This window comes from Pseudonocardia charpentierae (genome assembly GCF_031845345.1).
GTDB lineage: Bacteria > Actinomycetota > Actinomycetes > Mycobacteriales > Pseudonocardiaceae > Pseudonocardia > Pseudonocardia charpentierae.
Map to the genome: position 1 here is coordinate 1 of NZ_JAVREJ010000034.1, position 25,543 is coordinate 25,543.

18 protein-coding genes and 3 pseudogenes are annotated in these 25,543 nt (G+C 70.9%); 6 read left to right on the top strand and 15 right to left on the bottom strand.

What is annotated here, in order from left to right; all coding sequences use genetic code 11:
• The 5 genes and pseudogenes from RM445_RS28750 to rfbB all read right to left on the bottom strand — a co-directional run.
• The coding region (locus tag RM445_RS28750; RefSeq protein WP_397469427.1) for a hypothetical protein at positions 1-126 on the bottom strand (126 nt) is incomplete at its 3' end.
• Positions 127-616: 490 nt separating this feature from the next.
• Positions 617-982 (bottom strand): annotated as a pseudogene (locus RM445_RS32785) (C40 family peptidase); the annotation flags it as partial.
• Positions 983-1,464: 482 nt separating this feature from the next.
• Positions 1,465-2,454, bottom strand: a complete 990-nt coding sequence (locus RM445_RS28760) for a fibronectin type III domain-containing protein (protein WP_311560006.1) — start codon at positions 2,452-2,454, stop codon at positions 1,465-1,467.
• 19 nt (positions 2,455-2,473) lie between these two features.
• Positions 2,474-3,097 (bottom strand): dTDP-4-dehydrorhamnose 3,5-epimerase family protein, encoded by a 624-nt coding sequence (locus RM445_RS28765; RefSeq protein WP_311560007.1) that lies wholly within the window; start codon positions 3,095-3,097, stop codon positions 2,474-2,476.
• Positions 3,094-4,080 carry a dTDP-glucose 4,6-dehydratase gene (gene rfbB, locus RM445_RS28770; RefSeq protein ID WP_311560008.1) on the bottom strand — a complete coding sequence of 329 codons (987 nt, stop codon included), beginning with the start codon at positions 4,078-4,080 and terminating at the stop codon, positions 3,094-3,096. Before rfbB ends, RM445_RS28765 begins: the two co-directional genes overlap by 4 nt.
• Positions 4,081-4,107: 27 nt before the next feature.
• Between rfbB and RM445_RS28775 the strand changes: the two genes are divergently transcribed.
• Together RM445_RS28775 and rfbA are read left to right on the top strand one after the other, a co-directional pair.
• On the top strand, positions 4,108-4,959 hold the full coding sequence (locus RM445_RS28775; RefSeq protein ID WP_311560009.1) for an SDR family oxidoreductase: 852 nt from the start codon (positions 4,108-4,110) through the stop codon (positions 4,957-4,959).
• Positions 4,956-5,846, top strand: a complete 891-nt coding sequence (gene rfbA / locus RM445_RS28780) for a glucose-1-phosphate thymidylyltransferase RfbA (protein WP_311560010.1) — start codon at positions 4,956-4,958, stop codon at positions 5,844-5,846. Before RM445_RS28775 ends, rfbA begins: the two co-directional genes overlap by 4 nt.
• A gap of 332 nt (positions 5,847-6,178) precedes the next feature.
• Here rfbA and RM445_RS28785 read toward each other — a convergent pair.
• Positions 6,179-7,727: pseudogene (locus RM445_RS28785) on the bottom strand (ISL3 family transposase).
• Between the two features lie 466 nt (positions 7,728-8,193).
• On the opposite strand from RM445_RS28785, the gene RM445_RS28790 reads away from it, so the two are divergent.
• From RM445_RS28790 to RM445_RS28800, 3 genes are all read left to right on the top strand, one after another.
• On the top strand, positions 8,194-9,714 hold the full coding sequence (locus RM445_RS28790) for a sugar transferase (RefSeq protein WP_311560011.1): 1,521 nt from the start codon (positions 8,194-8,196) through the stop codon (positions 9,712-9,714).
• An 88-nt stretch (positions 9,715-9,802) separates the two neighbouring features.
• The gene (locus RM445_RS28795) at positions 9,803-11,938 is read left to right on the top strand and encodes a penicillin acylase family protein (protein WP_311560012.1); all 2,136 of its coding nucleotides are present in this window, start codon (positions 9,803-9,805) and stop codon (positions 11,936-11,938) included.
• Between the two features lie 86 nt (positions 11,939-12,024).
• Positions 12,025-13,185 carry a glycosyltransferase family 2 protein gene (locus tag RM445_RS28800; protein ID WP_311560013.1) on the top strand — a complete coding sequence of 387 codons (1,161 nt, stop codon included), beginning with the start codon at positions 12,025-12,027 and terminating at the stop codon, positions 13,183-13,185.
• Positions 13,186-13,558: 373 nt separating this feature from the next.
• Here the strand turns inward: RM445_RS28800 and RM445_RS28805 are convergent.
• The 7 genes and pseudogenes from RM445_RS28805 to RM445_RS28835 form a co-directional block, all read right to left on the bottom strand.
• A pseudogene (locus RM445_RS28805) lies at positions 13,559-14,131 on the bottom strand (glycosyltransferase family 2 protein); the annotation flags it as partial.
• An 81-nt stretch (positions 14,132-14,212) separates the two neighbouring features.
• A complete protein-coding gene (locus RM445_RS28810) occupies positions 14,213-15,289 on the bottom strand; it encodes a hypothetical protein (protein ID WP_311560014.1) in 1,077 nt (358 codons plus the stop codon).
• 67 nt (positions 15,290-15,356) lie between these two features.
• Entirely contained in the window at positions 15,357-16,352 is a 996-nt protein-coding gene (locus RM445_RS28815) for a polysaccharide deacetylase family protein (RefSeq protein WP_311560015.1), read from the bottom strand.
• Positions 16,353-16,401: 49 nt separating this feature from the next.
• Positions 16,402-17,751 (bottom strand): cytochrome P450, encoded by a 1,350-nt coding sequence (locus RM445_RS28820; protein ID WP_311560016.1) that lies wholly within the window; start codon positions 17,749-17,751, stop codon positions 16,402-16,404.
• A gap of 66 nt (positions 17,752-17,817) precedes the next feature.
• Positions 17,818-19,365 (bottom strand): oligosaccharide flippase family protein, encoded by a 1,548-nt coding sequence (locus tag RM445_RS28825; RefSeq protein WP_311560017.1) that lies wholly within the window; start codon positions 19,363-19,365, stop codon positions 17,818-17,820.
• A gap of 143 nt (positions 19,366-19,508) precedes the next feature.
• A complete protein-coding gene (locus RM445_RS28830) occupies positions 19,509-20,195 on the bottom strand; it encodes a hypothetical protein (RefSeq protein ID WP_311560018.1) in 687 nt (228 codons plus the stop codon).
• 30 nt (positions 20,196-20,225) lie between these two features.
• Positions 20,226-21,074, bottom strand: coding sequence for a hypothetical protein (locus tag RM445_RS28835; protein ID WP_311560019.1), 849 nt, complete (start codon positions 21,072-21,074; stop codon positions 20,226-20,228).
• 122 nt (positions 21,075-21,196) lie between these two features.
• Here RM445_RS28835 and RM445_RS28840 point away from each other — a divergent pair, with 122 nt between their 5' ends.
• Positions 21,197-22,510, top strand: coding sequence for a glycosyltransferase family 4 protein (locus tag RM445_RS28840; RefSeq protein ID WP_311560020.1), 1,314 nt, complete (start codon positions 21,197-21,199; stop codon positions 22,508-22,510).
• On the opposite strand, the gene RM445_RS28845 is transcribed toward RM445_RS28840, so the two are convergent.
• Positions 22,461-24,527 carry an O-antigen ligase family protein gene (locus RM445_RS28845; RefSeq protein WP_311560021.1) on the bottom strand — a complete coding sequence of 689 codons (2,067 nt, stop codon included), beginning with the start codon at positions 24,525-24,527 and terminating at the stop codon, positions 22,461-22,463. The genes RM445_RS28840 and RM445_RS28845 overlap by 50 nt on opposite strands.
• The gene (locus tag RM445_RS28850) at positions 24,524-25,501 is read right to left on the bottom strand and encodes a YveK family protein (protein ID WP_311560022.1); all 978 of its coding nucleotides are present in this window, start codon (positions 25,499-25,501) and stop codon (positions 24,524-24,526) included. Before RM445_RS28850 ends, RM445_RS28845 begins: the two co-directional genes overlap by 4 nt.
• Positions 25,502-25,543: the final 42 nt, after the last annotated feature.

Sequence of the window (25,543 nt, forward strand, 5' to 3'; positions counted from 1 at the left end):
ATCGGGGTGCAGGGTGTCCTCGACGGCGAACCCCTCGCGCAGGAACTCGGGGTTCCAGGCCAGGATCGCGTCGGGGACCTTCTCGTGAACCAGCTCGGCAAGCCGCGCGGCCGTCCCCACCGGCACGTCAACCGGTCGGGATCGGTGGGCTGGTGGTCAGGCTCGTGTTGGTCATGACGGCGTCCGAGGGTGCATTGGACGTACTCGACTTCGTCGCACTCGCCGACGGTGCCGTCGAGGTTGCAGTCGAGCTCGGCGTGAACGTCACCGTCACCGTGATCGGCGGCTTGTGCGCTGTTCTCGGTCGCGTAGCCGCGGGACGGGTGCTCGGGAGTGACGTCGCCGCAGTCGTCACCACGACCGGGGAGGACGGGGGTGGGGTTGTCGAGGTGGTGGGCACCACTGACGTCGTCGGTGCGGCCGTCACCGTCGCGGTCACCCCGGCCGGAGTCGCCTCTACTGCGGTCACGGTCTCCGCCGACTGAATCTGAAGCGCGGTGACATCCGAAACTGTCGTGGGTGCCGGCGCGACGGGCGCGGGGAAGGTTTTCGACCTTCCGGTCGAGGGCGCGGGCGGCGCGTACGGCAGCAGCCCGGACGTCGTCTCGCCGTTCGCCGCCGGCCGAGTGGCGCCGAGGTAGTCGTCGCCGCCGTAGCGATAGAACGCTGTCTGGACGGGCTTGCCGAACGTCGGCGCGTTGACCATCTTGCCGCCGCCCAGATACATGCCGACGTGGTGCACCTTCGCCGGTGTGCCGTAGAAGACCAGATCCCCCGCCTGCAGCGCCGCGCCCTGCGGCACGTGCGGACCCTTGTAGTACTGCGTGTGGGCCGTGCGCGGAAGCGAGACGCCGGCCGCGGCGTAGGAGAACGTCGTCAGGCCCGAGCAGTCGAAGCCGGCATCGCCGTTCGTCGGCCCGTCGCCGCCCCACACGTACGGCAGGCCGATCTGGGCGATCGCCGTCCTGATCGCGACCTGGGCCCGCTGGTCCGGGAGTGCGGTGGTGAACTGCGCCTCCCGCTCCTCGTAGATCCCCCGGTCGGCGATCAACGTCGTCGGCGGCGCCGCAGCAATGTCGGCGAGCACCCCGGGCCCGAAGTCGGTCGCCTCGCCGCGCGGTGGCGCGACGACAGCGGCCGGGTCGACCACGTGGCCGCGGGCGTGCACGGCCGGATTCGCGCCGAGGGTGCCCGTGCCGAGCACGATGAGGAGCACCGCACCGGCCGCGCCGCCCGTGCGAGTGCGCGAACGGGAGGGCGGGCGTGGACGTCGGCGGCGAAGTTCGGGCTCCCCGCGACTGGCGACGCGCTGGAGGACTCCAAGCTCGGGCACGTGTGGACTTTCGAGTCCGAGTCGCCCGTCGTTACCTCATAACGCCTGGTCAACGACTTCGAGAGGCAACCGTCACATCGTCCCCCTCATTCAAGGGGTCGCACCAGGGAGCCATCCCCTCGTCCGAGGGGTCAGCCCGAGAACAGCGACGAGAACGCGTTCCACAACCGTGCGAGGAGTGATTCGGGCGGCTTCACGGGCGACGACCGGACTGGTCCGGTGACGACGAGGTCGTCGAACGTGCCGCCGTCGTTGCGGCTGCCGAACCCGACGCGGCCGTCCGTCGACGCCGCGTCGGTCACGGACGCCACCTGCTCCCCCGCCCGGAACACCCGCAGCTCGGGCCCCCGGCGCTCCACCCGGATCGGGTACACCGCTCCGGCGACGATCGGCGACGCGACGTCGACCAGTTCCGTTCGCAACCCGCCGACCCGGAAGACCCCGCTCGTGTTCGGATCGTTGCCCTCGCTGAAGCTGACGAACCAGTAGTCCGCCGGGTTGTGATACCCGAAGACGACCGAGAAGTCGTTGAACCGCGAGTCGGTGGCCGTGGCCGAGCCGAGCGCGGTCAGCGTGAAGTCGCCGGTCACGGTCGTGCCCGCCACGGCCAAGTTTGCGTTGGGCACCTCTTCACCCCCATCCGCCGGGGCCGAGAGCACGTACCGGCCGCTCGCGGTGGACCACGTCCCGCCCGCGACCGGCTCCATGGACCCCGTCGACGTCGCGAAGTCCTCGTGGAGCACGACGGGCCCGACAGCCGCAGCGGCGGGCGCCGGCGTCACGGCGTTCGACACCGCCGACGTCGGCCCCGCGCCCACCCGGTTCGACGCCGTTACCGTGAACCGGTAGGCGACGCCGTTGCTCAACCCTTCCACCGTCGCTTCGCGCGCCACTCCGGACACCGCGGCCGTCGCCCCACCCGGCAGCGCCGTGACCGTGTAGCCGCTGATCGTCGCCCCGCCGTCGTCCTCCGGCGGGCTCCACCGCACCACCGCGGCCGCGTCGCCAGCGCCGACCGTCACGCTCGTCGGGATCCCCGGCGGTTCCGGCGCCGCGGCACCGAGGCACAGGAGCGCGCCGAGCAGCAGTAGAAGAAGGGAGACCCACCGTGAAGCACGCATGTACGACCCTTGGATTCGACTACCCGTCGCCGCCCGTATTTCCGGTGTCGCGAAGGCGGGAATACCATGTCCGGCAGGCCGCGTACTCGGGCAGGAGCCCGGCCTCGGCAGCCTCGTGCAGGGTGGGCGCGGCGGCGTCCTTATCCGACAGCACCGGCTCGATCTCCGTCCGCCAGGGCAACCCGAGTGCCGGGTCCAGCGGCGTCACGCCACGCTCGGCGCCCGGGGTGTACGGCGTCGAGCACAGATACGCCGCCACCGTGTCGTCGTCCAACGCCACGAACGCGTGCCCGAGCCCCTCGGACAGGTACACCGCCCGGCACGAACGCCCGTCGAGTTCGACCACCTCGAACGTGCCGAACGTCGGCGATCCGACCCGCGTGTCGACGACCACGTCGAGCAGAGCCCCACGGGCGCAGTACACGTACTTGGCCTGGCCGGGCGGGGTGTCGGCGAAGTGCACCCCGCGGATCACCCCGCGCGCGGAGACGCTGTGATTGGTCTGCGCGACGGTGAGGTCGAACCCCAACGCCTCCCGGAACGCCGCGCCCTGAAAAGGTGCCGCAAACATCCCCCGCGCGTCCGGGAAGGCGGTGGGCTCGAACACCCAGGCGTCGGAGATCGCCAGCTCGTAGGCCTTCATCGCGCGACCGCGCCGGCCTTCAGCGGCTCCCACCAGGCGCGGTTCTGCCGGTACCACTCCACGGTGTCCGCCAGCCCCTGCTCGAACGGCACCTGCGGCGCGTAGCCCAGCTCGTCACGGATCTTCGTCCAGTCGACGGAGTAGCGCCGGTCGTGGCCCTTGCGGTCGGCCACCGGCTCGATCATCGACTCGTCCGCCCCGACCGCCTCCAGCAACCGGTAGGTCAGCTCTCGGTTCGTCAGCTCCGTGCCGCCGCCGATGTTGTAGACCTCCCCCGGCCGCCCCCGCTCCGCGACCGCCTGGATCCCCCGGCAGTGGTCGTCGACGTGCAACCAGTCGCGCACGTTGAGCCCGTCGCCGTACAGCGGCACCCGCAGCCCGTCGAGCAGGTTCGTCACGAAGAGCGGGATCACCTTCTCCGGGAACTGGCGCGGCCCGTAGTTGTTGGAGCACCGCGTGATGCACACCGGCAGGCCGTGGGTGCGGTGGTAGGCCCGCGCCAGCAGGTCCGAGCCGGCCTTCGCCGCCGAGTACGGCGAGTTGGGCTCCAGCGGATGCGTCTCCGGCCACGACCCCGACGCGATCGACCCGTAGACCTCATCGGTCGACACGTGCACGAACCGCTCGACCCCGGCCTCGAGCGCAGCCTGCAGCAGGACCTGGGTGCCCTGCACGTTCGTCGACATGAAGTCGGCGGCTCCCCCGATGGACCGGTCGACGTGGGACTCGGCGGCGAAGTGCAGCACGACGTCCACACCCGCCATCGCGCCGGCCACCGCCGCAGCGTCGCGGATGTCGCCGTGGACGAAGCGCAGGCGCGGGAAGTCGAGGACGGGGGTGAGGTTCGTCAGCGTGCCGGCGTAGGTCAGCAGGTCCAGCACCACGATCTCGGCGTCGGCGTAAGCCGGGTAGCGTCCGGCGACGACGGCTCGGACGTAGTCCGAACCGATGAACCCGGCGCCGCCGGTCACCAGAATGCGCACCGCGCGACCATACCGACAGGGATATCGATGAAAGCCGCCGTCCTCGGCGCGGGTGGACAGCTCGGCCGGGCGCTCTGTGCCGCGCTGCCCGACGCCGACGCCTTCACCCGCGACGAGCTCGACATCGCCGACGCCGACGCCGTGACCGCGGTCGACTGGTCGCGCTACCACACCGTGTTCAACGCCGCCGCCTTCACCGCGGTGGACGCAGCGGAGACCCCGGACGGTCGGGTGGCTGCGTGGCGGGCCAACGCCGCGGCAGTCGCACATCTGGCCCGCGCCACCGGGCCCGGCACAACACTGGTCCACGTGTCGACCGAGTACGTCTTCGACGGGCGACACCACGGCCCGATCGCGGAGGATGCGCCGCTGTGCCCGCTGAGCGTCTACGGCGCGTCCAAGGCCGCCGGCGAGCTCGCCGCCACGCTCGCGCCGAGGCACTACGTCGTGCGTACCAGCTGGGTCGTCGGTGAGGGCGGCAACTTCGTGCGCACGATGGCTGGCCTCGCCGCCCATGGCGTCTCCCCCTCTGTGGTCGCCGACCAGGTCGGTCGGCTGACCTTCGCCGACGACCTGGCGCGCGGCCTGGTGCGGCTCGCAGCCGGCGGCGCGCCGTGCGGCACGTACCACGTCACGAACAGCGGCACGCCGACGTCCTGGGCGACGGTCGCCCGTGCCGTGTTCGACCGACTCGGGCGCAACCCGGTCGACGTCCTCGACACCACGACACACGCGTACTTCGCGAACAAGCCCCAGGCGGCAGCACGGCCGCTCAACAGTGTCCTCGACCTGCGCAAGGCGAGCGCCGTCGGTGTCGAACTGCCGCCGTGGCCGGACGCTCTGGCCGAGTACCTGGAGAAGGAGGCCACACCGCGGTGAAGGGCATCATCCTGGCCGGCGGCAGCGGGTCGCGGCTGTACCCGATCACCCGCGCCGTGTCCAAGCAGCTGCTCCCGGTCTACGACAAGCCGATGATCTACCACCCGCTCTCGACGCTCATGCTCGCCGGGATCCGGGACATCCTGCTCATCACCACCCCCGACGATTTGCTCAGTTTCCAGCAGTTGCTGGGCGACGGCCGCGAGCTCGGCCTGTGCATCTCCTACGCCGAGCAGCCCTCCCCCGACGGGCTCGCGCAGGCCTTCGTGATCGGCGCCGAGCACGTCGGCGACGACCCGGTCGCGCTCGTCCTGGGCGACAACATCTTCCACGGCCCCGGCTTCTCCGCCCTGCTCCACAACAGCGTCGCCGCCGTCGAGACAGGCCACGACGGCTGCGTGCTGTTCGGCTACGCGGTCAAGGACCCCCAGCGCTACGGCGTGGGCGAGGCCGATGCCGACGGGCGCCTGATCTCGATTGAGGAGAAGCCCTCCCACCCGCGGTCGAACCGCGCCATCACCGGCCTCTACCTCTACGACAACTCTGTCGTCGAGATCGCCCGCGGACTCACCCCCTCCGCACGCGGCGAGCTGGAGATCACCGACGTCAACAAGGCCTACCTCACGCAGGACCGCGCCCGCCTGATCAACCTCGGCCGCGGTTTCGCCTGGCTCGACACCGGCACCCACGAATCACTGCTCGAAGCTAGCCAGTACGTCCAGGTGCTCGAGAACCGGCAGGGGGTCCGCATCGCCTGCGTGGAGGAAGTCGCCCTGCGCATGGGGTTCATCGACGCCGACGCGTGCTACGCCCTCGGCGCCCGGCAGGGCAAGTCCGGCTACGGCGAGTACGTCATGGCTGTCGCCAAGGCGGCGTGGGAGGGCTGACCGAATCTCCGTGCGGGGGCCTCAGCACATCTTCCCTTACGCGGCACTGCAGTTCGCTGCGGATCCTTTGGTCGCTCGACCGCCTGGTACTTGTCCTTCCTTCGTCCGCTGCGGGTTAACCGGCTCTACTCAAGCAACCTACGAGCGCGAGTTCCGGTTTTGGTCGCGGAATCGCTGGCCGATAGGAACCAGGATGTCACGCGCAAACGTCGCAGATGCCGTACGCGAGCCGTGCATCTTTGACGCCGACGGAGAACCGCGCCTACCTGGCGGACAAGGCAGCGCGGCTCTGACCCAGACCCCGCTCAGCTCAGAAGAGGTGGTGCCGGCGGTCAGCTCAGCAGGACCCGCTGGCGCAGGAGGGCGAAGCCCGCCCGTCCGTACATCTGTCGCTTCAGGAGCTTGAACTTGGTGTTGGTGCCCTTGCTGAGACCGTTGCTGTAGGGCAGGGTCAGCCCGGCGACGACGGCGTCGAGATCCTTCCGTAGCCCGCGGACGAAGGCGTGCACCGCGGGCAGGTCGGCCGCCTCGACCGCGGTCATCCAGTCCTCGAGAGCGGCGCCGCGTCGGGTGGTAAGTAGCTCGGCGAAGGCGCGGACGTGCTCGGCCAGAACCGTGAGTTGCGGGCAGGACGCCAGGAGATCCTCGAGGTGGAGGCGGTCGTGTTCGGGCAGCTCGGCGGGCCGGGTCATGAGCCAGGACACCAGCCGTCGCGGGGACGGTGATGGGCGGTCATCATGGGCGCGGCCCTGGTTGAGGTAGCATACGAGCAGGTTCGCGCTGCCGGTGTAGCCCAACTCGCGGATCTCGGCCAGCAGCCGGGTCACGGCGACGTCGGGTTCGGCGGCCAGCCGACGGCGCAGATGATCGCGGTAAGGGTCGACCAGGGTGCACCCGTAGCGTGGCGGCCGCAGCAATGCCTCGGGCGACGCGGCGCGGGCGTAGCGCTTGACCGTGTTCAACGCCCAACCCAGCTGCCGCGCGCACTCGAGCAGGCCCACGCCCTGATCAAGCAGCTTGTGCACGGCCGCGTGCCGGGTGCGGGTCCGCTCGTCGAGCGCCCGCACCGCCACCGCCAACTGCGCCGACTGCGCCGACCGCGGGTGCCGGCGGTTCTCTGCGTCAGCAGGTGCTGTGGGCGACGACGGTCTTCTCCACCGCCCCGCCGAGGTTGTGCCACAGGTGCGAGCGGTCGCTGACCTGCACCGCCTTGGGTACGCCATCGCGGATCGCCTCGGCGTAGGTGGCCGACCCGTCACGGCAGACAACCTCAGCGCCGGGATGCTCGCGCAGTCATCCCGCCAGCGTGGCCGCTTTGCGGTCGGGCAGCACATCGATCCGGCGGTGGCTGACCGCGTCGATGATCATCGTTGCGTAGCGGTGGCCGCGGCGTAGCGCGACGTCGTCGACGCCGAGGACCGGCGGTGTCGGTGCAGCGGGGATCGGCAGCGCCATCAGCCCCCGCAGTATGGTCGACCGCGAGATCGACACACCCAGGCCGGCCAGCATCGCCGCGCCAGCTCGACCGGCCAAGGTGATCGCGACCCGACCGACCACCGCGCTCAGGCGCAGCGTGCGCCGGGCGTACCGCAGCGCCAGCTCGGGGACCTGCTGCCGGAACGTGCGCTGCGGACACTCGGCGTCCGGGCAGACCAAGCGGCGGACGCTTAACTCGATCACCAACCGCCGACCGGTCACCGGAAGATCGGCGAGCTTGCGCACGTGCCAGGCGTGCACCCGCCGCGACGCACCCGGGCACCGCGGGCACACCGCCTCCGGTGTCGTCGTCCGGACATGCACCCGCAGGCCGGCCTCAGCATCGTCTACATGCTCGATGAACAGCGACGACAACCCGGAAACAGCACGGTAGCAAGATCGCAGCTACACCGGCGTGAGGATCACGGACCTGGCCGCGTCACCCGATCGGGACACGCCGAGCCGACCACCTCTTCTGAGCCAGAGCCGATGTTCTTACAGACCCACCCCCGGCGTCGCCGAACGTGCCCGAATGGTGGCCGACGAGTGTCCCCGGCCACGTTGTCCGGGCGAGCGTCGCACTGCAGGTAACGCTCGGACGCACAAAGACGAACCTCAGGGCGATGTCGACATCAGACCGCAAGACTGGAACGGCAGGCGTCGCGGTGGTACCTGCCGAGCAGGGCCGAGCGTGTGCGCCACGAGGCCAATCGCACGCAGAGGAAAGGCACTGCTGGCTCCAGGTTTAGGTGAGGACATGTGACGCGATGCGTACAGCACTCGAACCTGCGGCGACCGACGCATCGAAGCTGATGTCGCTCCCAGGCAGCACGGACAGCGAACTGAACGGACTGTCATGACCACCCGTGGCATGGACGTCTCCACCACCGATGAGTTCCCGATCGGCGCACCGGCGTCGCGCCATCTCCGGACTCCGGTCGACCTGCGCACAGCGGTACCCGACGCTCGCCGTGCGACCGTCGTTCCGTCGGCCAACGGGCCTGCCACCCGTCGGTCCCACAACACGTCGGACCCGCAGGTGTTGCGGCGTCGCGTCCGGCGCTTCCTGGGCGGCATCCGGGCGTGGATGGTCGTGCTGCCTACGGACGCCGTGCTACTCTGGATGCCCGCCCTCTGGACCCCGCAGCAGATCCGCGCGCACACTGCTCTGGCGCTCCTCTCGCTGGCCTTGGTGACGAACGGTGGCAGGTACCGGGCACGGCTGCACCTCAGCATGCTCGACGAGCTGCCGTCGCTACTCGGCAAATTGCTTACCGCTGCGGCGATCGTGGCCACCGTCATCGCGCTGCGACACGAGCAGGAGTCCGTGACGACCTTTCTCGTCAACGTCTCATTTGCCATGGGCCTGGTGGTCGTCGGGCGAGTGATCACGACGTGGCTCATCGGCTTCAGCCGTCGCCGCCGCGTTACGGCACACCGCGTCGTCCTGATCGGCGGCGGCCCTCTCGCCGCGGAGCTGGCCCACATCCTCAGAGGTAATCCCAGTTATGGTTTGTTGCCCGTCGGGTTCGTGGATGACGACCGCCACTGCGTGGCCGAGGTAGTCCTGCCCCACCTCGGCACGACATTCAGCTTGGACGCGGCCGTACTCAGGGAACGTGCGGACGTCCTGCTTGTCGCCGACGGCGGGTTCGCGGAACGCGACCTACTCGACATCGTCCGCACCCCGGTCTGCCATCCTTGCGATTTGCTCGTGGTGCCCCGGATGCACCACTTCCACACTCAAACCGGCATCGCGGACCACATCGGTTCCATCCCGGTAATGCGCATCCGTACCCCTAATCTGTCGGGACCGGCCCGGATGATCAAACGTGTGTTCGACGTGTCGGTCGCGGCAGTCCTGCTCCTCGCCGTGCTGCCCGTGATCGCCGTTTGCGCCCTCGCTGTGCGGATCGAAGGCGGCTCTGGAGTGATCTTCCGACAGGTCCGCGTGGGTCGGGACGGCAAGTACTTCTCCTGTCTGAAGCTGCGGTCTATGCGTCCGAGCGACGACGGCGACGCTGCTGCTGCCTGGTCGAGCGCCATCCGCCAGCGCACTGGCCCCGTCGGAGCCTTCCTGCGCCGCACGTCGCTCGACGAGCTTCCTCAGCTGTGGAACATCCTGCGGGGCGACATGACCCTCGTCGGTCCGCGTCCCGAGCGGCCCCATTTTGTGGAGCAGTTCTCGGCGAAGTACGACCGTTACGCTCATCGCCATCGCGTCCAAGCGGGACTGACCGGGCTGGCTCAGGTGAGCGGGCTGCGGGGAGACACCTCGATCGCCGACCGGGCCCGCTTCGACAACTACTATATCGAGCACTGGACGCTGTGGCTTGACATCAAGATCATCCTTCGGACGATCTCCGAGGTCGTGTTCGCCAAGGGTCGGTGATGCCCGCTGGCGGCAGACCGGTCCGGGACGCGGTCGGGTGGGTTGCGCCGAGGGCGGAAGCCGGTCCCAGGTACATCAGGAGAAGAGTTTGTCGCCGCTCGCCCCGCGGGGCCGTCCGCTCGCGCGCATCGTCGCGACGGTGCTGGCGGTCGTGATGCTCCTCGGCGTGCAGGCCTGCGCCCCGGCGCGCGACGACCGCAGCGAGATACTCTGGGACACCTGGGGCGTCCCACACATCTTCGCCGGCACGACGACCGGCGCGTTCCGGGCGTTCGGCTACGCGCAGATGCAGAGTCACGGCAACCTGTTGCTCGGCCTCTACGCGCAGGCCCGCGGCCAAGCCGCGGCGCTCGGTGGCGACGAGTACCTGCAGTCCGACGTCATCGTGCGGACCATGGGTTTACGCGAGCGCGGGGCGGCGTGGTACGACGCGCAGAGCCCGGACTTCCGAGCCGACGTCGACGCGTTCGTCGACGGGATCAACGAGTACGGACGGACACGGCGGGACCAGCTCGACCGGACCGTCGCGTCCGTGCTGCCGGTCACCGGGCCGGACGTCTTCGCGCACGCCGCGCGCCTGACGCTGAACTTCCTGGCCAGCACCTCGTCCTGCGGGCAGCTGGAAGGTGGCTCCTCGGCAGGAGCAGGATCGAACGGCTGGGCAATCGGACCCGCTCGGTCGGCGAGCGGCAACGCCATGCTCTTGGCGAACCCCCACCTCGGCTGGGGTGGCGAGAACATGCTTTACGAGGCTCAGCTCGTCGACGGCGCGAACGATGTGTACGGCGCGGCGCCGATCGGACTGCCGGTCGTCACGATGGGCTTCACCGACCGGATCGCGTGGACGCTCACCGTGAACCCGATCGACGCCTGCGACCTCTACGAGCTGACCGCGAACGAGTCGGGCTACCGGATCGACGGCGCGGGCGTGCTCTTCGAGACCTCGACCGCGCGGATCGAGATCCGTAAGCCGGACGGCACCCTGCTCTCGGAGCTGGTCGACATCCGTCGGTCGGGCGTGGGCCCAGTGTTCGAGAAGGACGGGAAATTCTACGCCGTGCGGTCGGCGGCGGTCGGGCAGACCGACACGCCGGGCCTGCTTGAGCAGTGGTACCGAATGAGCCACGCGAAGGACCTCGACGAGTTCCGGGGCGTCCTCGACTCCAACCAGCTCCCAATGTTCAACGTCCTGTACGCCGACCGCGACGGGCACGTGTTCGCGGCGTTCGCCGGACAGGTCCCACGACGCGCCGCGACGGACGTCGCCAACGGCGCGATCAAGCACGTGGACTCGTCGGCTGGGCTGTGGACGACGGTGCACCCCTTCAGCGAGCTGCCGCAGACCGTGGACCCGCCGGGTGGCTTCGTCCAGAACTCGAACAGCGCCCCATGGACGTACACGCTCCCCCGCGTCGCAGATCTCGACCCGGCCCGGTTTCCGAGCAGCGACTTCCCCGGGGAGTACGTCAACTGGCGCGAGCGGCGCGCCCTGACGCTGATCCGATCCGAGCCGACGTTGTCCTTCGACGACCTCCTGCGACTGAAGAACGACACGCGGATGGAGCTGGCGGACAGCCTGGTCCCGGACCTGACCGCCGCAGCCGCGCAGTCACCCGACCCCGACGTGCGGGCCGCCGCGACCGTCCTGCGGAGGTGGGACCGCCGAGCGGACGCCGACAGCCGCGGCACGGTCCTGTTCCTCGCCTGGGTCCGCGAGGTGCAGTCGGTCGACCCGAGCCTCGACTCGTTCTTCCGCGTTCCCTACGACCCCGCCGATCCCGCCGCGAGCCCCGAGGGACTGGCGCGACGTCCAGAGGCTCTCGACGCGCTCAAGCGGGCAGCGGTGAACCTGAACGCCGCGACCGGACGGCTCGACGTCCCCTGGGGCGACGTGGCGCGGCTCCGTCGAGGTGGTGTCGACCTGCCCGCCAGCGGGTTCCAGGGCGACCCGTTCGGTGTGTTCCGCGTGCTGACGCCGGACCTAAACGAGTCCGTCACCGGTCGTCCGTCCGCCGTCAGCTTCGGGGACAGCTTCGTCGCCGTCGTCGAGTTCGCGCAGCCCCTGCGGGCCGAGGTGCTCGTCGCGTACGGCAACTCGTCGAGGCCGGACTCGCCGCACTACGGCGACCAGCTGGCGCTGACCGCCAAGGGAGAACTGCGACCGGCCTGGCGGACCCGGGATGTCATCGAACAACACCTCGAAGAGCGCACGGTAATCAGATAGGACCGAATTCGTACCATTCCCGAAACCCCGCCCCCGCGCGCTCGTCTCGACCGGAACGCATCGGCACGTGCGGTACGCTCGCCGCAATGACCGAGAAACCCGCGCCGGCACTCGTCTCCGTCCTGATGGTGGTGCGCAACGAGCAGGACCGCATCCGCGACGCGATCGCCTCCGTGCTCGGCCAGTCGCACTCGGCACTGGAGCTTCTAGTGATCGACGGAGGGTCGACCGATCGCACGGAGCAGATCGTGAACGAGCTCGCCGAACGGGACGACCGGGTGATCCTCCTGCAGAATCCCCGCCAGATCATTCCCAGCGGCCTGAACGTCGGCCTGGCGAAGGCGGGCGGCAGCTACGTCGCCCGCCTGGACGGCCACTCGCGGTGGGACCCGCAATACCTGGAGACGGCGTTGGCCGATCTCGAGCGGCGCCCGGACCTCGGCGGAGTCGGCGGGAAGCGGTTTGGGGTCGCCGCGGGCCCGACCGGCCGGGCGATCGCGGCTGCGTTGTCGAGCCCGCTCGGCGTCGGCAACTCTGTCTACCACTACGGCCGTGAGCAGCAGGAAACCGACCACGTCACGGCCGGGGTCTACCGCGCGGACGCAGCACACGGCAACGGCGGCTGGGACGAGGATCTCCCGGTCAACGAGGACGTCGACTTCGACTTCCGGCTCCGTCGGGCCGGCTTCACACTCCTGTACGACCCTCGGATGCTGACCGAGTGGCAGGTGCGGGAGTCGATCGGCGACTTCTTCTTCCAGTACCGGCGGTACGGCCGGGGGAAGGCGGCGATGGTCCGGAAGAACGGCATGGGCGCGGTCCGGCTGCGTCACCTGGGCGCGCCGGCGCTGGTGCTGAGCCTCGTCGCCTCCGGCCTGGGCGCCGTCCGCGGTGCCCGCGCCGCAGCGGCGGCCGTCCCAGTCACCTACGCGTCGACGATCTCCCTGGGAGCGTGGGCGATCGCGCGACGGCGCGGGAACGTCAGCATCGAGACGCAACGGCTCGCTGCCGCGTTGGGTGCGATGCACGTCGGGTGGGGCCTCGGGTTCCTCGAGGGCCTTGTTCTCGGATCCCGCCCGGCGTCGTCGACGGCGAAACCGCGGACATTGCCGCCCCGGCTCACAGACCGTGGCGGACCCACCGGCGGCCGTTGTACCAGCGCCGGAGTGGACGCCCGGACACGACACCCAGCGCGGAGCGCAGGAGCACCCGCTGCCGGGGGGACACCACGGCCGAGAGCCGGATGAGGTACCACGCGGGGACGCGCAAGAGGCTGCCGTCGATCGTCTCCTCGGCGAACGCCGACAACCGCCGCTCGGCTTCGCGCAGGTGACCGACGTCACCGCCGACTGACGCAGGGTCGACCCCGTGCAGCTTCACCGCCCGTGACAACGCCTCACCCGCCAGGCGCCGGCGCATCCGCCGCTCCAGGCCTCGGCCACCCGGGAGCCCGTCGCCGGCGAACCCGACGACCGCCATGAATGCCTGCAGGCGGTACTGCAGGTCGGCCAGGCCGCCGTCTGTTTCGTAGGCCAGCGACATGTTGTTGCCGTGCATGCGCCACAACGCCTGGGGGCCGCCGGACAGGTACCCCACGTCGGCGAGCAGCGCACAGCGCATCCAGAGGTGGAAGTCCGCCGTGTGCGGCAGGTCGGTGGCGTACCCGCCCGCCTCCTTCTGAACGCTCGTGCGCATCACGACCGTGGGCGTGGAGACACTGTTCACGCCCTCGAGGAACCGGCGACGCAACCACGTCCTGCCGTCGTACACCGCCGCCCGGGCGGGCTGCTCGTCGGTCTCGATCTCCGCGGGGTCGCCGTTCCACACCTTCACCGACCCGTACACGAAGCCCACGGCCGGATGGGCGGCCAGGAGCTCGATCGCCCGGGCGAGCGCGCCGCACGTCAACGCGTCGTCCGCGTCGATCAGCACCGTGTACTCGGCCTTCGCCCAGTCGCGCACACCCTCGTTGAAGGTCGCGATGTAGCCCTGGTTCGTGGCGTGCTCGCGGACCTCGATACGGCTGTCGGTGGCGGCCAGCGCACGGGCGACGTCGGCGCTCCCGTCCCCGGAGGCGTCGTCGATGATCAGGACACGCAGCTCGACGTCACGTTGGGTGAGGACGCTCCGCACCGCCGCGGGCAGCATCTCACCGTATTTGTAGCAAGGTATGACAACGTCGACGGCAGCCATTCCGCGCTCCACTCCACCTTCTGTCCACACGCTGGATCCCTCACGCCCGGCGAAAGGTTCGTCTATGCGACGACCGGCCTCTCACCGTCGATTGTTGCACCTGTTCGCGCCGCTCGACGAAACGCTGGAAGTTGCGCTCCCCAACGACATCACCTGCATGCGGGCCAGCGGTATCTGCCGCAGGTCCGCCCACGTCCCGTCGCCGAGCGCTCCCCCGTACGGATCCGCCTGCCCGTAGGCCTGCGGGTGCGCGGCGTACAGAGTGAAGCCACCACTGGTGTCGCCGAGGATCATCCCGAACTCCTGCAGCGCGCGGGCGATGGTGCGGGCGCCTTGGCTCAGGTCTAGCCGGTCGAGGTCGAGCGCCGGATCCAGGCGAAGACGCGCGCCAAGTGGCAGCGCGTCGTCCGCTCGAGTCCGCCCGTCGGTGTGAGTCGCAGGCGCGACGAACACGTCGGCGCGGGTGTAGGGGTAGGCGAAGACGAGAGCGTGGCCGATGTAGCCCCTCGCGATCTCGTCCGGCCAGATCAGACCGGCCACGACGGAGAACCCGCCGGCGCGCGTCCCCCCGCCGTCCGGGTACACCCCGTCGCTGTTCGTCGGCAACGCGTTCACCCAGTCGGCGACCCAGCCCTGACCGCTCCGGCGAGCCCTCCAGAACTCGTACACGCAGCCTGCGCCGGGATCGACCACGGCCATGTGCCCGTCGTCCAACGGGTCCGGCCGCGCCCGTTCCGGTATCGGCACCCGGGCGACGCCGGCGCCCGACTTCGCCCACGAGGCCGTCGCCGCGACGTCGAAGCGGGGCGTCGCCTCGTCGGCAGAGTACACGGGCACGGTCCAGCCGCGGACCGACGCGACGAGGTAGCTGCCCGCCATCCTGTCGACGTACCGGCGGGAGTCGGGATCGACCGGGGCGTCGCGAGCAACCGTGCGGGTCCACGGATTGCCGGCCGCCCCGAACAGACTGAGCCCCGCGAACGACGCCGGGACGGGTGACGGGACGGAGGCGGAGACGGAGACGGGATCGCGACGGGCCTCCCCGGCCGGGGCGCAAGCAGTGATCACGGCGGCGCCCAGGACTGCCACGACGACCAGGCAGGTCGACACCGTGCTCCCGCACCGGCCGCGGCGTCGATCGAAGCCGGCGGTGCGCACGCCAGCAGTATACCGGGCGCCATTTTTCCGCTCGGGCGGCCGACCCACCGCGGCGAACTCAACCGGATCACTCGTACCGTTTCGGCGACGCGAATATCCCGGGCATCGCGGCCATCGCCGCGATCATGTCCACCGTGTAGGTGCGGAACACCCCGACCCGTCGGAAGTCCCACCGGTCCGCGCCGCCGGAGTTCACACCACCGTAGAAGCTGAACGCGCGGCGCACCCCGCTCTCCGCGAGTAGGTCGATCGTGTCCGTGCTGAAGCTCGCGCGGTCGCCGACCGGGTAGCTGAACAGGTCGACCGGCGAGCCGGTCTCCTCCCTCAACCGCCGCAGCGAGCCGACGATCTCCTCCCGCTGCCGCTCCACGCTGATGCCGGCCAGCACGGGGTGGGAGACCGTGTGCCCCCCGATCGCGAGGCCCGCGTCCCGCAACCCCCGTACGTCGTCCCAGGTCAGCCACTGGTTCGCGCCGCAGGAAATGTTCCGCTCCCGCCCGGTGGCGTCCGCGAGCCAGTGCAGGAACCGCTCTCCCTCGTCACCGGCGTGCCGCTTGTACGCGGCGGTGACCTCCCGGCGTACCTCATCGTCGCTGCGCCCGCCGGCCACCATCCCCTCCGGCAGCCACGGCGCGGGCGGCAGGGTCCGGGGCGTCGGGGGCCGCATCAACCATGCGATCTCGTCCCACCACGCGGCGTGCGGTCGGTCGAGGAACCCGGTGCAGATGAAGAAGGTGCCCGGGACGCCGCGCGCGGTGAGCACGTCGGCGGCGAGGCGCATGTCCTTGTAGCCGTCGTCGACCGTAATCGCGACGCGCCGACCCGGACGTTCCAGGTCCAGGTCGGCCGCGCCCGCCGGGACGATCTCGAACCGGCTGCTGAGCAGGGCGACGTGTCGCTCGAAGTCGTCGACCGAGCAGGAGTACAGGTCCGGGTCGTCACAGGTGGTGGGAGTCCCGATCCGGTGGTAGTTGAAGATCAGGACCCCCTTCCAGCTGTGCTGGACGAGCCGGTCGAGACCGGACCGGAGCGCGACGGCCGCCACCTTCTGGGCGAATGACATCGCGGAACCTCGTTTCTCCGTTGCGGTGCGCCGATCGTGACCGACCGCACTAGACGTACCGCGCCGCGCCACTCGTCAGCCGCGCGGGGACCGAACTGAAGCCCCGGAGAACCGCCGTGGGGCGCCGGTGCGGAGGACCGACGAGCGACAGGTCGGGGAAACGCTTAAAGAGAGCGCGTAGGGCAATCTCCCCCTCCATCTTGGCCAGGCCCGCCCCGAGGCAGTAATGGATGCCGCCTGAGAAGGCGATGTGCTTGTTGGCGTTCGGTCGGGTGACGTCGAAGGTGTGCGGGTCGGTGAACACCTCCGGGTCGCGGTTGGCGCCGCCGAGAAAGGAGACGACGAACTCTCCCGGCCGCAGGGTCTCGCCGCCGAACTCGACCTCCTTCTGGACCACCCGCGCGGTGCGCTGGACGGGTGACTCGTACCGCAGGATCTCGTCCACGCAGTTCCCCCACCTCGCCGGGTCCGACCGGACGACGTCGAGCTGGTCGCGGTGGTGCGCTAGCAGGGCCGCACCGCTTCCGATGAGGTTGACCGTAGTCTCGAATCCCGCCACGAGCAGGAGCATGGCCAGGCTGCTCAGCTCGTCCTCGGTCAGGTGCTGACCCTCGTCGTGGATGGCGATGAGGTGGGAGAGGATGTTGTCGCCCGGGTTCTTCCGCAGGTGGGCGAAGTGACCGATCATCCAGCGGTGCAGGGCGAAGAGATCTCGCTCGCACCGCCGGAAGTCCCGGTAGCTCAGCGGCACGTCCAGCGACAGGATCCCGCCTGCCCCCCACTCCAGGAACTGTTCCTGCATCTCCGGTGGCGCGCCGAGCATCTCCACGATCACCGTTGCGGGCAGTACCGCGGCGTAGTCGGCGATCAGGTCCGACGTCCCCGTCCGGTTCGACCGGACCAGTATGTCGTCGAGCAGGTCCTCCGCGATCTGCTCGACCCGCGTGCGAAGCCCGGCCACGACCTTGGCGCTGAACGCCCGCGTGACCAGCTTGCGGTAGCGGGTGTGATCGGGCGGGTCGACCGCCAGCATCGAGGGCGGCCGACCCGGGCCCGGGGCGCCGCGGCCCGCGAGCCGTAGGGCGATCCGGATCCGTCGGGGCAGCTCGGCGGACAGTGCCGTCGTGCCGAAGTGCGGGTTGCGCAGCAGCTCGGCCGACAGGGCGTGGTCGACGGTCATCGGGGCGAGAGCCGTCCGGACCAGACGGCCCCTGGCGCGCAGCTGCTCGTAGTAGGGGTACGGGTCGTCGAGGACGAGCGGGTCCGCGGTGATCCGGGCACCGAGGTCGTCCTGCCGGATCATCCGCGAGATGGCCGGTCGGGCGACACCGTGGTGCAGTCCCCACCGCAACACCTGGCGCGGACCTCCGTCCTCTCGCCGCAGGATGTCCAGGTTCATCGTCGTCCTTTCGCGGTCACAAGTCGGTCCAAGCGATCATTTTCAAAACCACCGGGAACAGCCGGTTCACCGCACCCTCAGTGACGACCGTGCCGTGCCGCCGAGCTTGCCCAGCGCGCCGATGAGGAACCGGCAGGATTCGGCGTCGAACACCCGCAGGGCCGCCACATACGTCACCGCGAACAGCAGCGCCTCGACCGCCAGCAGCCCGACCGCCGCCAGGAAGAAGTGGTGGTCCGGGCGGGCGAGGAACGCGTCCACCGGGTGGACGACGACGAGGGCCACTGCCGCGGCCGCGGCAGGGCGCAGGACGGCCCCGACCGCCTGGGCGACGGTGAAGACGACCACACGTCGGGCCAGGTGCAATACGACCAGCCCGACGAGAACCTCCGTCGCCGAGATCGCAATCCCGACACCGCTCAGGCCGTAGGGCAGCATGGCGAACACCGAACCTACCCCGACGACGAGGTGCAGGGCCGAGGTCCGGTTGAGGATGGCGGACCTGCCGCTGCCCTTGATGACCTCGCTCGCGACGGCCTGCAGCGCGACCCCCACCCCGTAGCCGGCCATGGCCACAAAGAACCCCCCGGCCGGGCGCCACTGCTGGCCGAGAAGGACGACCACGACGGACTCCCCGGTGGCCAGCACGAGCCCCGCGAGGGGCATCGTCGCGACCATGACGATGCGCAGGGCTCTGAGGAAGGCGTACGAGAGGCGTTCGGTGTCGCCGAGCATCTTCGAGAAAGCCGGCAGCAGCACGTACGAGCCGATCTCGACGACGGCCATCCCGGGCAGCTGGCCCAGCCGTGAACCGTACCGGTACTGGCCGAGCCCGTCCGCATTGAGGCGACGTCCGATCAGGGTGGACTGGATGAACTCCCGCGCGTAGGAGACCACGCCCTGCAGCAGGAGGGGCAGCGCGAACCGGGCCATCTCCCGCCACAGCCGCATCGAGGCACGCCCCCGGCCCGGACGCCACCCGGCGAGCGTCCAGGACCCCACCAGCCAGGCGAGCAGGGCGAGGTAGTTCCCGATCACCAGCGCCCACACGCCGAAGTGGTGGGCGGCGAACGAGATCGAGGCGGCGGCGAAGACGACCGCCCGGAGCGGGTCGATGATCAGCCGCCGCTTGAAGTTGAAGTTGCGCTGCATGAGGCCGTCGGGGACGTTCGTGAGGGAGTGCACGAGGAGCATCCCGGACGAGACGGCAGCCACCTCGGCGACCAGGTCGCTGCGGAACACGTAGCCGGCGAGCGGTGCGGTCACCAGCGCACCGAAGCTCAGGAGCGTGCCGCTCACCACGGTGACCCGGAAGACGGTCTCGGCGGCGTCCTCCACGTCCGTCGCGCGCTGCACGAGGGCGATCCGCATCCCGCCTTCGGAGAAGGACAGGAGGAACATCATGAGCGTGGTCGCCGCCGCGTAGACGCCCACCTCGGTCGGGGTGAGCAGGCGGGCTAGGACCAGCGTGGTGAGCAGCGACATCGACTGCACGACGACCATCGTCCCGGCCGAGATCAACGCTCCCCTCTGCAGCGTCTGCCGCAGCGGTGCGACGGCGGGCCGCCGGACCGCCTCCGGCCCTGTCCCCTCGTCGCCGGCGTCGCGGCTCACCGCCGTCCTGCAGTGGCGGGAGGCGGGTGCGGGAACGGCATGACGAGACGGCTCCTTCTCAGGTCTCAGGTGGGCAGGGCGCACCAAGGGAGTCGGGTGCGGGCCCGTGAGCGTTTCAAGGCCCGACCGTGCCCCAGGTCACCTCACCGGGTCAGCTGGCTGCTCAGGAACTGCGCCTCGGCACCACGCAGGCCCGAGAGACGGACGCGCGAGAAGCCGGCGATCCTCAGCAACCGCATCTCCGCGATGGGCTGCAGGCCCACCCGGGCCGTGCGGTTGCGGACGGCGCTGTTCCCGAGCTCCACCTTGGTGATGAGACGGTCGTAGCCCAGTGCCTGGTAGTGGTCGCAGATGCTCGTGAAGGTCCCGCGGTAGCACGTGAGGCCTTCCCGCGTCCGGGGCAGCGTGCCCACGGCGAGGTCCTCGAGCGACACCACTCCCGGCCGCAGCCGGACCAGGCCGTCCCGGGCCGCGATCGCCGGGACCGCATGCTCGAAGACCCAGCAGGCGATCGCTACCTGCTCGCCGGCCTGAGCGACCCACAGCCGGGCGCCCTCCCGGTGCCGGCGCCGCGCCTCTTCCAGGGGGAACGTCCCGAGCTGCTCGATCATCGCCAGGTCCTCCTCGGGGACCTGCCGGACGACGATCGGCTCCGCGAGGCCGGCGCGGGGGCGGTCCCCAGCGAGGTCGAGCTGCAGCCAGCAGTGGGCCTCACGAAGGTAGAGACGTCGCACCGTGCGCCGCCAGACCTCCGCCACCGCTCCGCGCACGCCGCGCTTGTCGACGCTCCGCGCGACCCGCCCGGGGAAGTCCCATACCAGACCGATCATTCCGAATCCTCGCTACTCGCGTCGTCCCGCTCAGCCATCGCCGGCCACCCCGAACTCGCCGACGAGCCCGGACCGGTAGTTGGGCGGACCCGTCCCGGCGACGTCGAAGCGCGTCGTCCTGCCCGTGAAGAAGTCGGCGACCCCGTAGCGCCCCGGCTCGAGCCGGAGGAACACCGTGGTCGACTCCCCCGGCTCGGCGTTGGTGAAGGCCAGCTTGACCGGGGCCGTCTGGTAGTTGCCGTCGTCGAGCAGGGCGAGGACATCGGTGTACGGGATAGACAGGTCGTCGTCGATGCGGCTGACGACGAGCTGATGAATGTACCGGCCCCGGTTCGTGAGCGTGATCGCGAGGGTGCCGCCGGGGAGCTCGGCCGGGAGGCCGGAGAACGAGCTGTCCGTCGCGGTGACGGTGACGTGCGGGAATCCGCACTGTGCCAGCATGTACTCCCCGACGGACCGGTTCGCCTCCTTCAGGGCCGGCGACCACAGCAGCGTCGGGTCGCCGTCTACCGCACCCCGGTCGGCGAGGAACACCATCGTCTGCGTCGCGTCCCTGATCTCGTCCGGCGCGTTCTCGTGCATGCTGGCCAAGATCGGCTGCCGCAGCGACCAGAACTGCCGGACCGCCCGCTGGACGCGCTCCTGCCCGACCCACGTGAGGTTGACGCCGAGCAGCGTGTTCCCGCCGGAGGCCTCCAGGTCGACCCACGACGAGCAGAGCGTCTCCGCGCGGCTGGGAGCCGTCGCGGCGGCGGCGTCCGCGACCGGCGCGGCGTCCCGGCCCGGCATCGGGACGGCACTGCCGCAGCCTGCCGCCCCGGCGAGCACCAGGGCCGCGACGGTCCGCACGAGCGCGGAACCTGTGATACGTCGGTTCATGGCAGAGCTCCGTCGGTGGGGAGACGAGGACCGCCCGGCGCGGTCGCCGGAACGGATCCGGAGCCGTCGTCGGGCCTGCGGCCGGCCGGTTCGAGACCGTGACCGGTGAGTACGCTCCCGGCATGCTCTCGCCCCGCGCTCCGGAACCGGAACGGCCGACCGACCTCGGGAACGGGTCCGGCGGCGAGGTGGCGGGGCGACGCGTCGCGCTCGTGGAGTTCTCGCCGTCGGGCGGGCTGTTCCAGTTCGCGTTCCATCTGGGCGAGGCCCTGGCCGAGCGCGGTCACGAGGTCCACCTCTTCACCGGGCCGCGCCCGGAGCTCGCGCCGCGCCGCGGCCTGGTCGTCCATCCCGTCCTGCCGACGTGGCATCCGGGCGACTCCGCCGTCCGCTCCGCGGTGTACGGCAAGCTTCGGCGCGGGATCCGCGCCGCCCGGCTGGCGGCGGCGTGGGTCGTGCTGGCCGTGCATCTCCGGCGCGTGCGCGCCGACGTGGTGCTGTTCTCGTACTGGCGCTTCGTCCTGGACGCGTGCGGGGTCATCGGGGTACGGGCGCTCACACGACCGGCCGTGCTGGGGATCGTCGCGCACGAGCCGGTCCCGAAGTCCGACGCGCGCAACACGGAGGTGCCGAAGTCGGGCCCGGTGCTCGACGCGGCCCTCTCCGCGGCGTGGCGTCGGATGGACCTCGTGTTCGTGCTCGGTGAGCACGCCCGGCGGACCGTAGTCGACCGGTGGCGCCCCGCTGCACCGGTGATCGTCGTCCCGCATGGTGACTCGTCGGCCATGGCGGAGGGCGCGTCGATCGCCCCGGTGCCGGACACGGACCCGGTGGTCCTCTTCTTCGGGACCTGGCAGCGGTACAAGGGCCTGGACGTCCTGGTCGAGGCGTTCGCGCGGGTCCGCCGCGAGCTGCCCGCGGCCCGGCTCGTGCTGGCCGGCGCCCCGGGTGCCGACTGCGACGTCGCGGGCCTGCGGTCCCGGTCCGCGGCCGTGGGTAACGTCGAGTTCCGGCCCGGGTACGTCGCGACGGAGGACGTCCCCCGCCTCTTCGGGCAGGCCCGCGTCGTCGCGGTGCCCTACACACGGGCGATGCAGAGCGGGGTCGCGCACCTCGCGTCCGGGTTCGGGCGTCCGGTCGTCGGGACGTCCGTGGGCGACATCCCTGCCGTGGTGGCCCACGGACGGACGGGGTTGCTGGTCCCGCCCGGAGACGACGAGACGCTGGCCGACGCCCTCCTGCAGCTCCTGCGGCAGCCCGAGCTCGCGACCGCTCTCGGTGAGGCGGGGCGCCGGCGCGTCGCGGAGGGCTCGTCTTGGGCCACGGTCGCAGAACAAGTCGAGGCGGGTTTCGGCAGCACCGGGCAAGTGCGGGACGGGCATGGGGTCACCGCCCCGCGGGACGGCGACAGCGGACCAGCGCGGGAATCCCGGTGACGCCCAGCGCGAGCACGGCCGCCGCGGCACCGGAGACGACCAGCACGGTGGACACCGCGGCGTCGCGACTGACCGTCACGCTCAGCGGCGAGATCTCCCGCAGGGCGTACCCGCTGTCCGCGGCGGGGGCGGCCAGGCTCTCCTGGGCCTGGGCCTGGGCGGCGCGGAGCTCCGCGGCGACGGTGTCCGCCGCGTCGCCCACCGCGGTCAGGTCGATGACCCCGCGCACCGGGTCCGCCACGGCGACGACATCCGGGGCCAGGATCGAGCCCTGCACGATCCCGGCGTAGGTCGTGTAGAACGCCGTCCGGGTGCGGATGTCGGTCGCGTACGAGAACGACGCCCCGGTCGCCGCCCGGGGCGTAAGGGTGTAGCTCGAGTGCGCTGAGAACCGCTCGAGGGGCACGGCGAGGAATGCCACCGAGAATCCGATCACGAGGGCCGTCGCCGCGACGCCGGCGAGGACCACCGCGCTGCGGACCCGTCCGGCGATCCGGCGCACAGTCCGCGCGGCGGTCGGGTCGAACGCCGCCGCCAGCTCCGCGGCTCGCAGATCGACTGCGGCGATGAGAACCGGCACGAGCAGGAACACCCGGAAGTAGGCCATGTGCAGGAAGATGCTCGCGACGGACCAGGCGACGAGCGCGGCGAGCGCCGCCGCCGCCAGGATCCGGTCCGGGTCGGTCGCCGGGCCGGCTGGAGCGGCCGCGAGCCGGATCACCGACATCACCGCCAGCGCGAGGAACCCGCCGATCGTCACGGCCCAGCCCAGCAGGCCGACGGCTCCGTACTCCGCCGCGATTCCCGCGTACAGGTTGTGCGACGCGGAGGGCGGGATCAGCGCGGGAGTCCCCACCTGCCCGCCGTAGTGGGAGATCAACGAGGCGTAGGCCTGGGGGCCGACCCCGAAGAACGGGTTGTCCCTGAACATGGCCCAGGCGGCCTCCTGCGCGGCCGTCCGGCCGATGATCGAGGGGTCGGCGGCGTACAGCGCGTTACTACCCACGTCCCGGACGACAGAGATCAGCCGGTCACCCACGCCGGGAACGAACACCGAGAGCGACAGGGTCGCGAAGATCATGCCGATCCACCTGGCCCGGAGCCCGCACGCCAGCGCGAGGACGACCACCGCGGCCAGAGCGGCGAGGAACGTGCCGCGGGACTGCGTGAGGTAGATGCCCATGAGGATCAGGGCGCCGGCGGCGCTCCACCCGACCGCAGACCGGCGCCGCGCGCCCTTCAGCGCGTGGACGACGAGGGCGGCGGCCAGGGGCAGGCCGATGACCAGATGCCGGCCCCAGAAGTTGGAGTCCGGCAACGGGCCGCTGTGCCGTGGCGTCGTGGCCTGCGCGACCGGTTCGACACCGACGTTGGCGAACCCGCCGAAGGTGGCCGCGCCGCCGAACAGGGCCTGGTTGACCAGGCCGAGCAGGCACAGACCGGCGAGCGGCACGACGATGGACCTCGCGATGGTCCACGGCCTCGCGCTGACCAGCGCCAGCAGCAGCACCATGACGAAGTACCAGGACTGGCCGGCCAGCGGACTGATGGTCGCGCCCGACGCGACCGGATCCTGGGTGGTGAGGTAGGCCGGCACCAGGCTGGCCAGGTAGACGACGTAGAGCAGGAGGGCGGCGGCCACGCGGCCCGCGGTCAGTCGGCGCCGGCACTCCGGATCGCGCAGCGCCAGCACGAGCGACGTCGTCCCCAGCCCCAGGCCGAGGTAGAATAGCGGGAGCGGGGTCAGTTGGGCGTAGACACCGCTCGCGTTGCTCGCCTCGATCACCACGACGACGGCGAGGGCGACGACGGGACAGGCCAGCGCCACCGCGATCACCACGGTGGCCACAAGCCCGAGCACGAGCATCGCCAGCACCCTGACGCCACCGGAGACGAGGCCGCAGGTGGCGGCCAGTGCCAGCACCGCGAAGGCGGGTAGCAGGGCCCCGGGCAGCGGCCGCAGTTCCGGACCGCCGCGGCACCACAGCCAGAGCCGGTGCGGCTCGGTGGGGATCATCGGGCCGAGGTGTCCAGGGACAGCGTCGGGCCGTCCACGGGCGTCGGCTGTGACCGCCGGTCAGGGGGACCGGCGGGACGAGGGATCGGGTGGCCGTTCGGGTATCCCGGCCCCTTCTGGTAGCCCGGACCGTTCTGGTAGCCCGGACCGTTCTGACCTGTACCGCCCCGACCCCCGGTCCCGGTCTGCGCCGAGCCGTGAGGCACCGGGCCGTGGGGCACCGAGCCGTCGGGCACCGAGCCGTCGGGCACCGAGCCGTCGGGCACCGAGCCGTCGGGCACCGAGCCGTCGGGCACCGAGCCGTTCTGGACGCCCGGGCCCTGGCTGCCCGGGCCGTCCGGGGTGTCGGCCGATGCGGGGGCGCGCGTGATCGCGCGAGGGCTGCGCCGGCGACGGAGGACGAGGGCCGCACCCGTGGTACCGACGACGAGACCGATCAGCGCGAACGTCAGGCGGACCTGGTCGGGCTTCACGCCGACCGGTTTGAAGGAGCCGTCCTTCGCCTTCGGGACCGTGGGCGGCTGCGCGACCCTGACGTCGAACGGCCCGGCCACCTCCTTGATGGTCGGAGTGGCGGAGCTGATGATCGAGGTCAACGCCGTGGTGGCGGAGTCCGGGGACGGGGCCTCGAGCTGCATCTGCACGACCGAGGTCTGCGGCACCGCGCCCGAGGTCAGCTCGAGCTCCTGCCACGGCACACCCGCCGTCGTCGCGGCGGTCTCCAGCCACCGGGTCTGGTCGAGGATCTGCGCCGTGGTCTGGATCGCCTGTCCCCGGCTCAGCACCTCCCAGTAGGCGGGCACCTCGGCCGGCGCGATGTCGTCGCGTGGGAGCACCGCCACCGTGGCCGTGGCCGCATAGCGGGCCTCGCCGGAGGTGAGGACGATACCGGCGATGAGCCCGAGCGTGGCGGCGAGCACACCCGTTGCGAGCGACGTCACCACCGTTCTGATCCGCACATTCTCGATCTTCATGATGTCCGATCGTCCGGCCTGGGTTTAGCTGGTCAGCCGCCG

Coding starts and splice junctions, on each gene's coding strand:
- RM445_RS28760 (WP_311560006.1), bottom strand. CDS start 2,454: ATGCGTGCTTCACGGTGGGTCTCCCTTCTTCTACTGCTGCTCGGCGCG.
- RM445_RS28765 (WP_311560007.1), bottom strand. CDS start 3,097: ATGAAGGCCTACGAGCTGGCGATCTCCGACGCCTGGGTGTTCGAGCCC.
- RM445_RS28775 (WP_311560009.1), top strand. CDS start 4,108: ATGAAAGCCGCCGTCCTCGGCGCGGGTGGACAGCTCGGCCGGGCGCTC.
- RM445_RS28790 (WP_311560011.1), top strand. CDS start 8,194: ATGGACGTCTCCACCACCGATGAGTTCCCGATCGGCGCACCGGCGTCG.
- RM445_RS28800 (WP_311560013.1), top strand. CDS start 12,025: ATGACCGAGAAACCCGCGCCGGCACTCGTCTCCGTCCTGATGGTGGTG.
- RM445_RS28815 (WP_311560015.1), bottom strand. CDS start 16,352: ATGTCATTCGCCCAGAAGGTGGCGGCCGTCGCGCTCCGGTCCGGTCTC.
- RM445_RS28820 (WP_311560016.1), bottom strand. CDS start 17,751: ATGAACCTGGACATCCTGCGGCGAGAGGACGGAGGTCCGCGCCAGGTG.
- RM445_RS28830 (WP_311560018.1), bottom strand. CDS start 20,195: ATGATCGGTCTGGTATGGGACTTCCCCGGGCGGGTCGCGCGGAGCGTC.
- RM445_RS28835 (WP_311560019.1), bottom strand. CDS start 21,074: ATGAACCGACGTATCACAGGTTCCGCGCTCGTGCGGACCGTCGCGGCC.
- RM445_RS28840 (WP_311560020.1), top strand. CDS start 21,197: ATGCTCTCGCCCCGCGCTCCGGAACCGGAACGGCCGACCGACCTCGGG.
- RM445_RS28845 (WP_311560021.1), bottom strand. CDS start 24,527: ATGATCCCCACCGAGCCGCACCGGCTCTGGCTGTGGTGCCGCGGCGGT.
- RM445_RS28850 (WP_311560022.1), bottom strand. CDS start 25,501: ATGAAGATCGAGAATGTGCGGATCAGAACGGTGGTGACGTCGCTCGCA.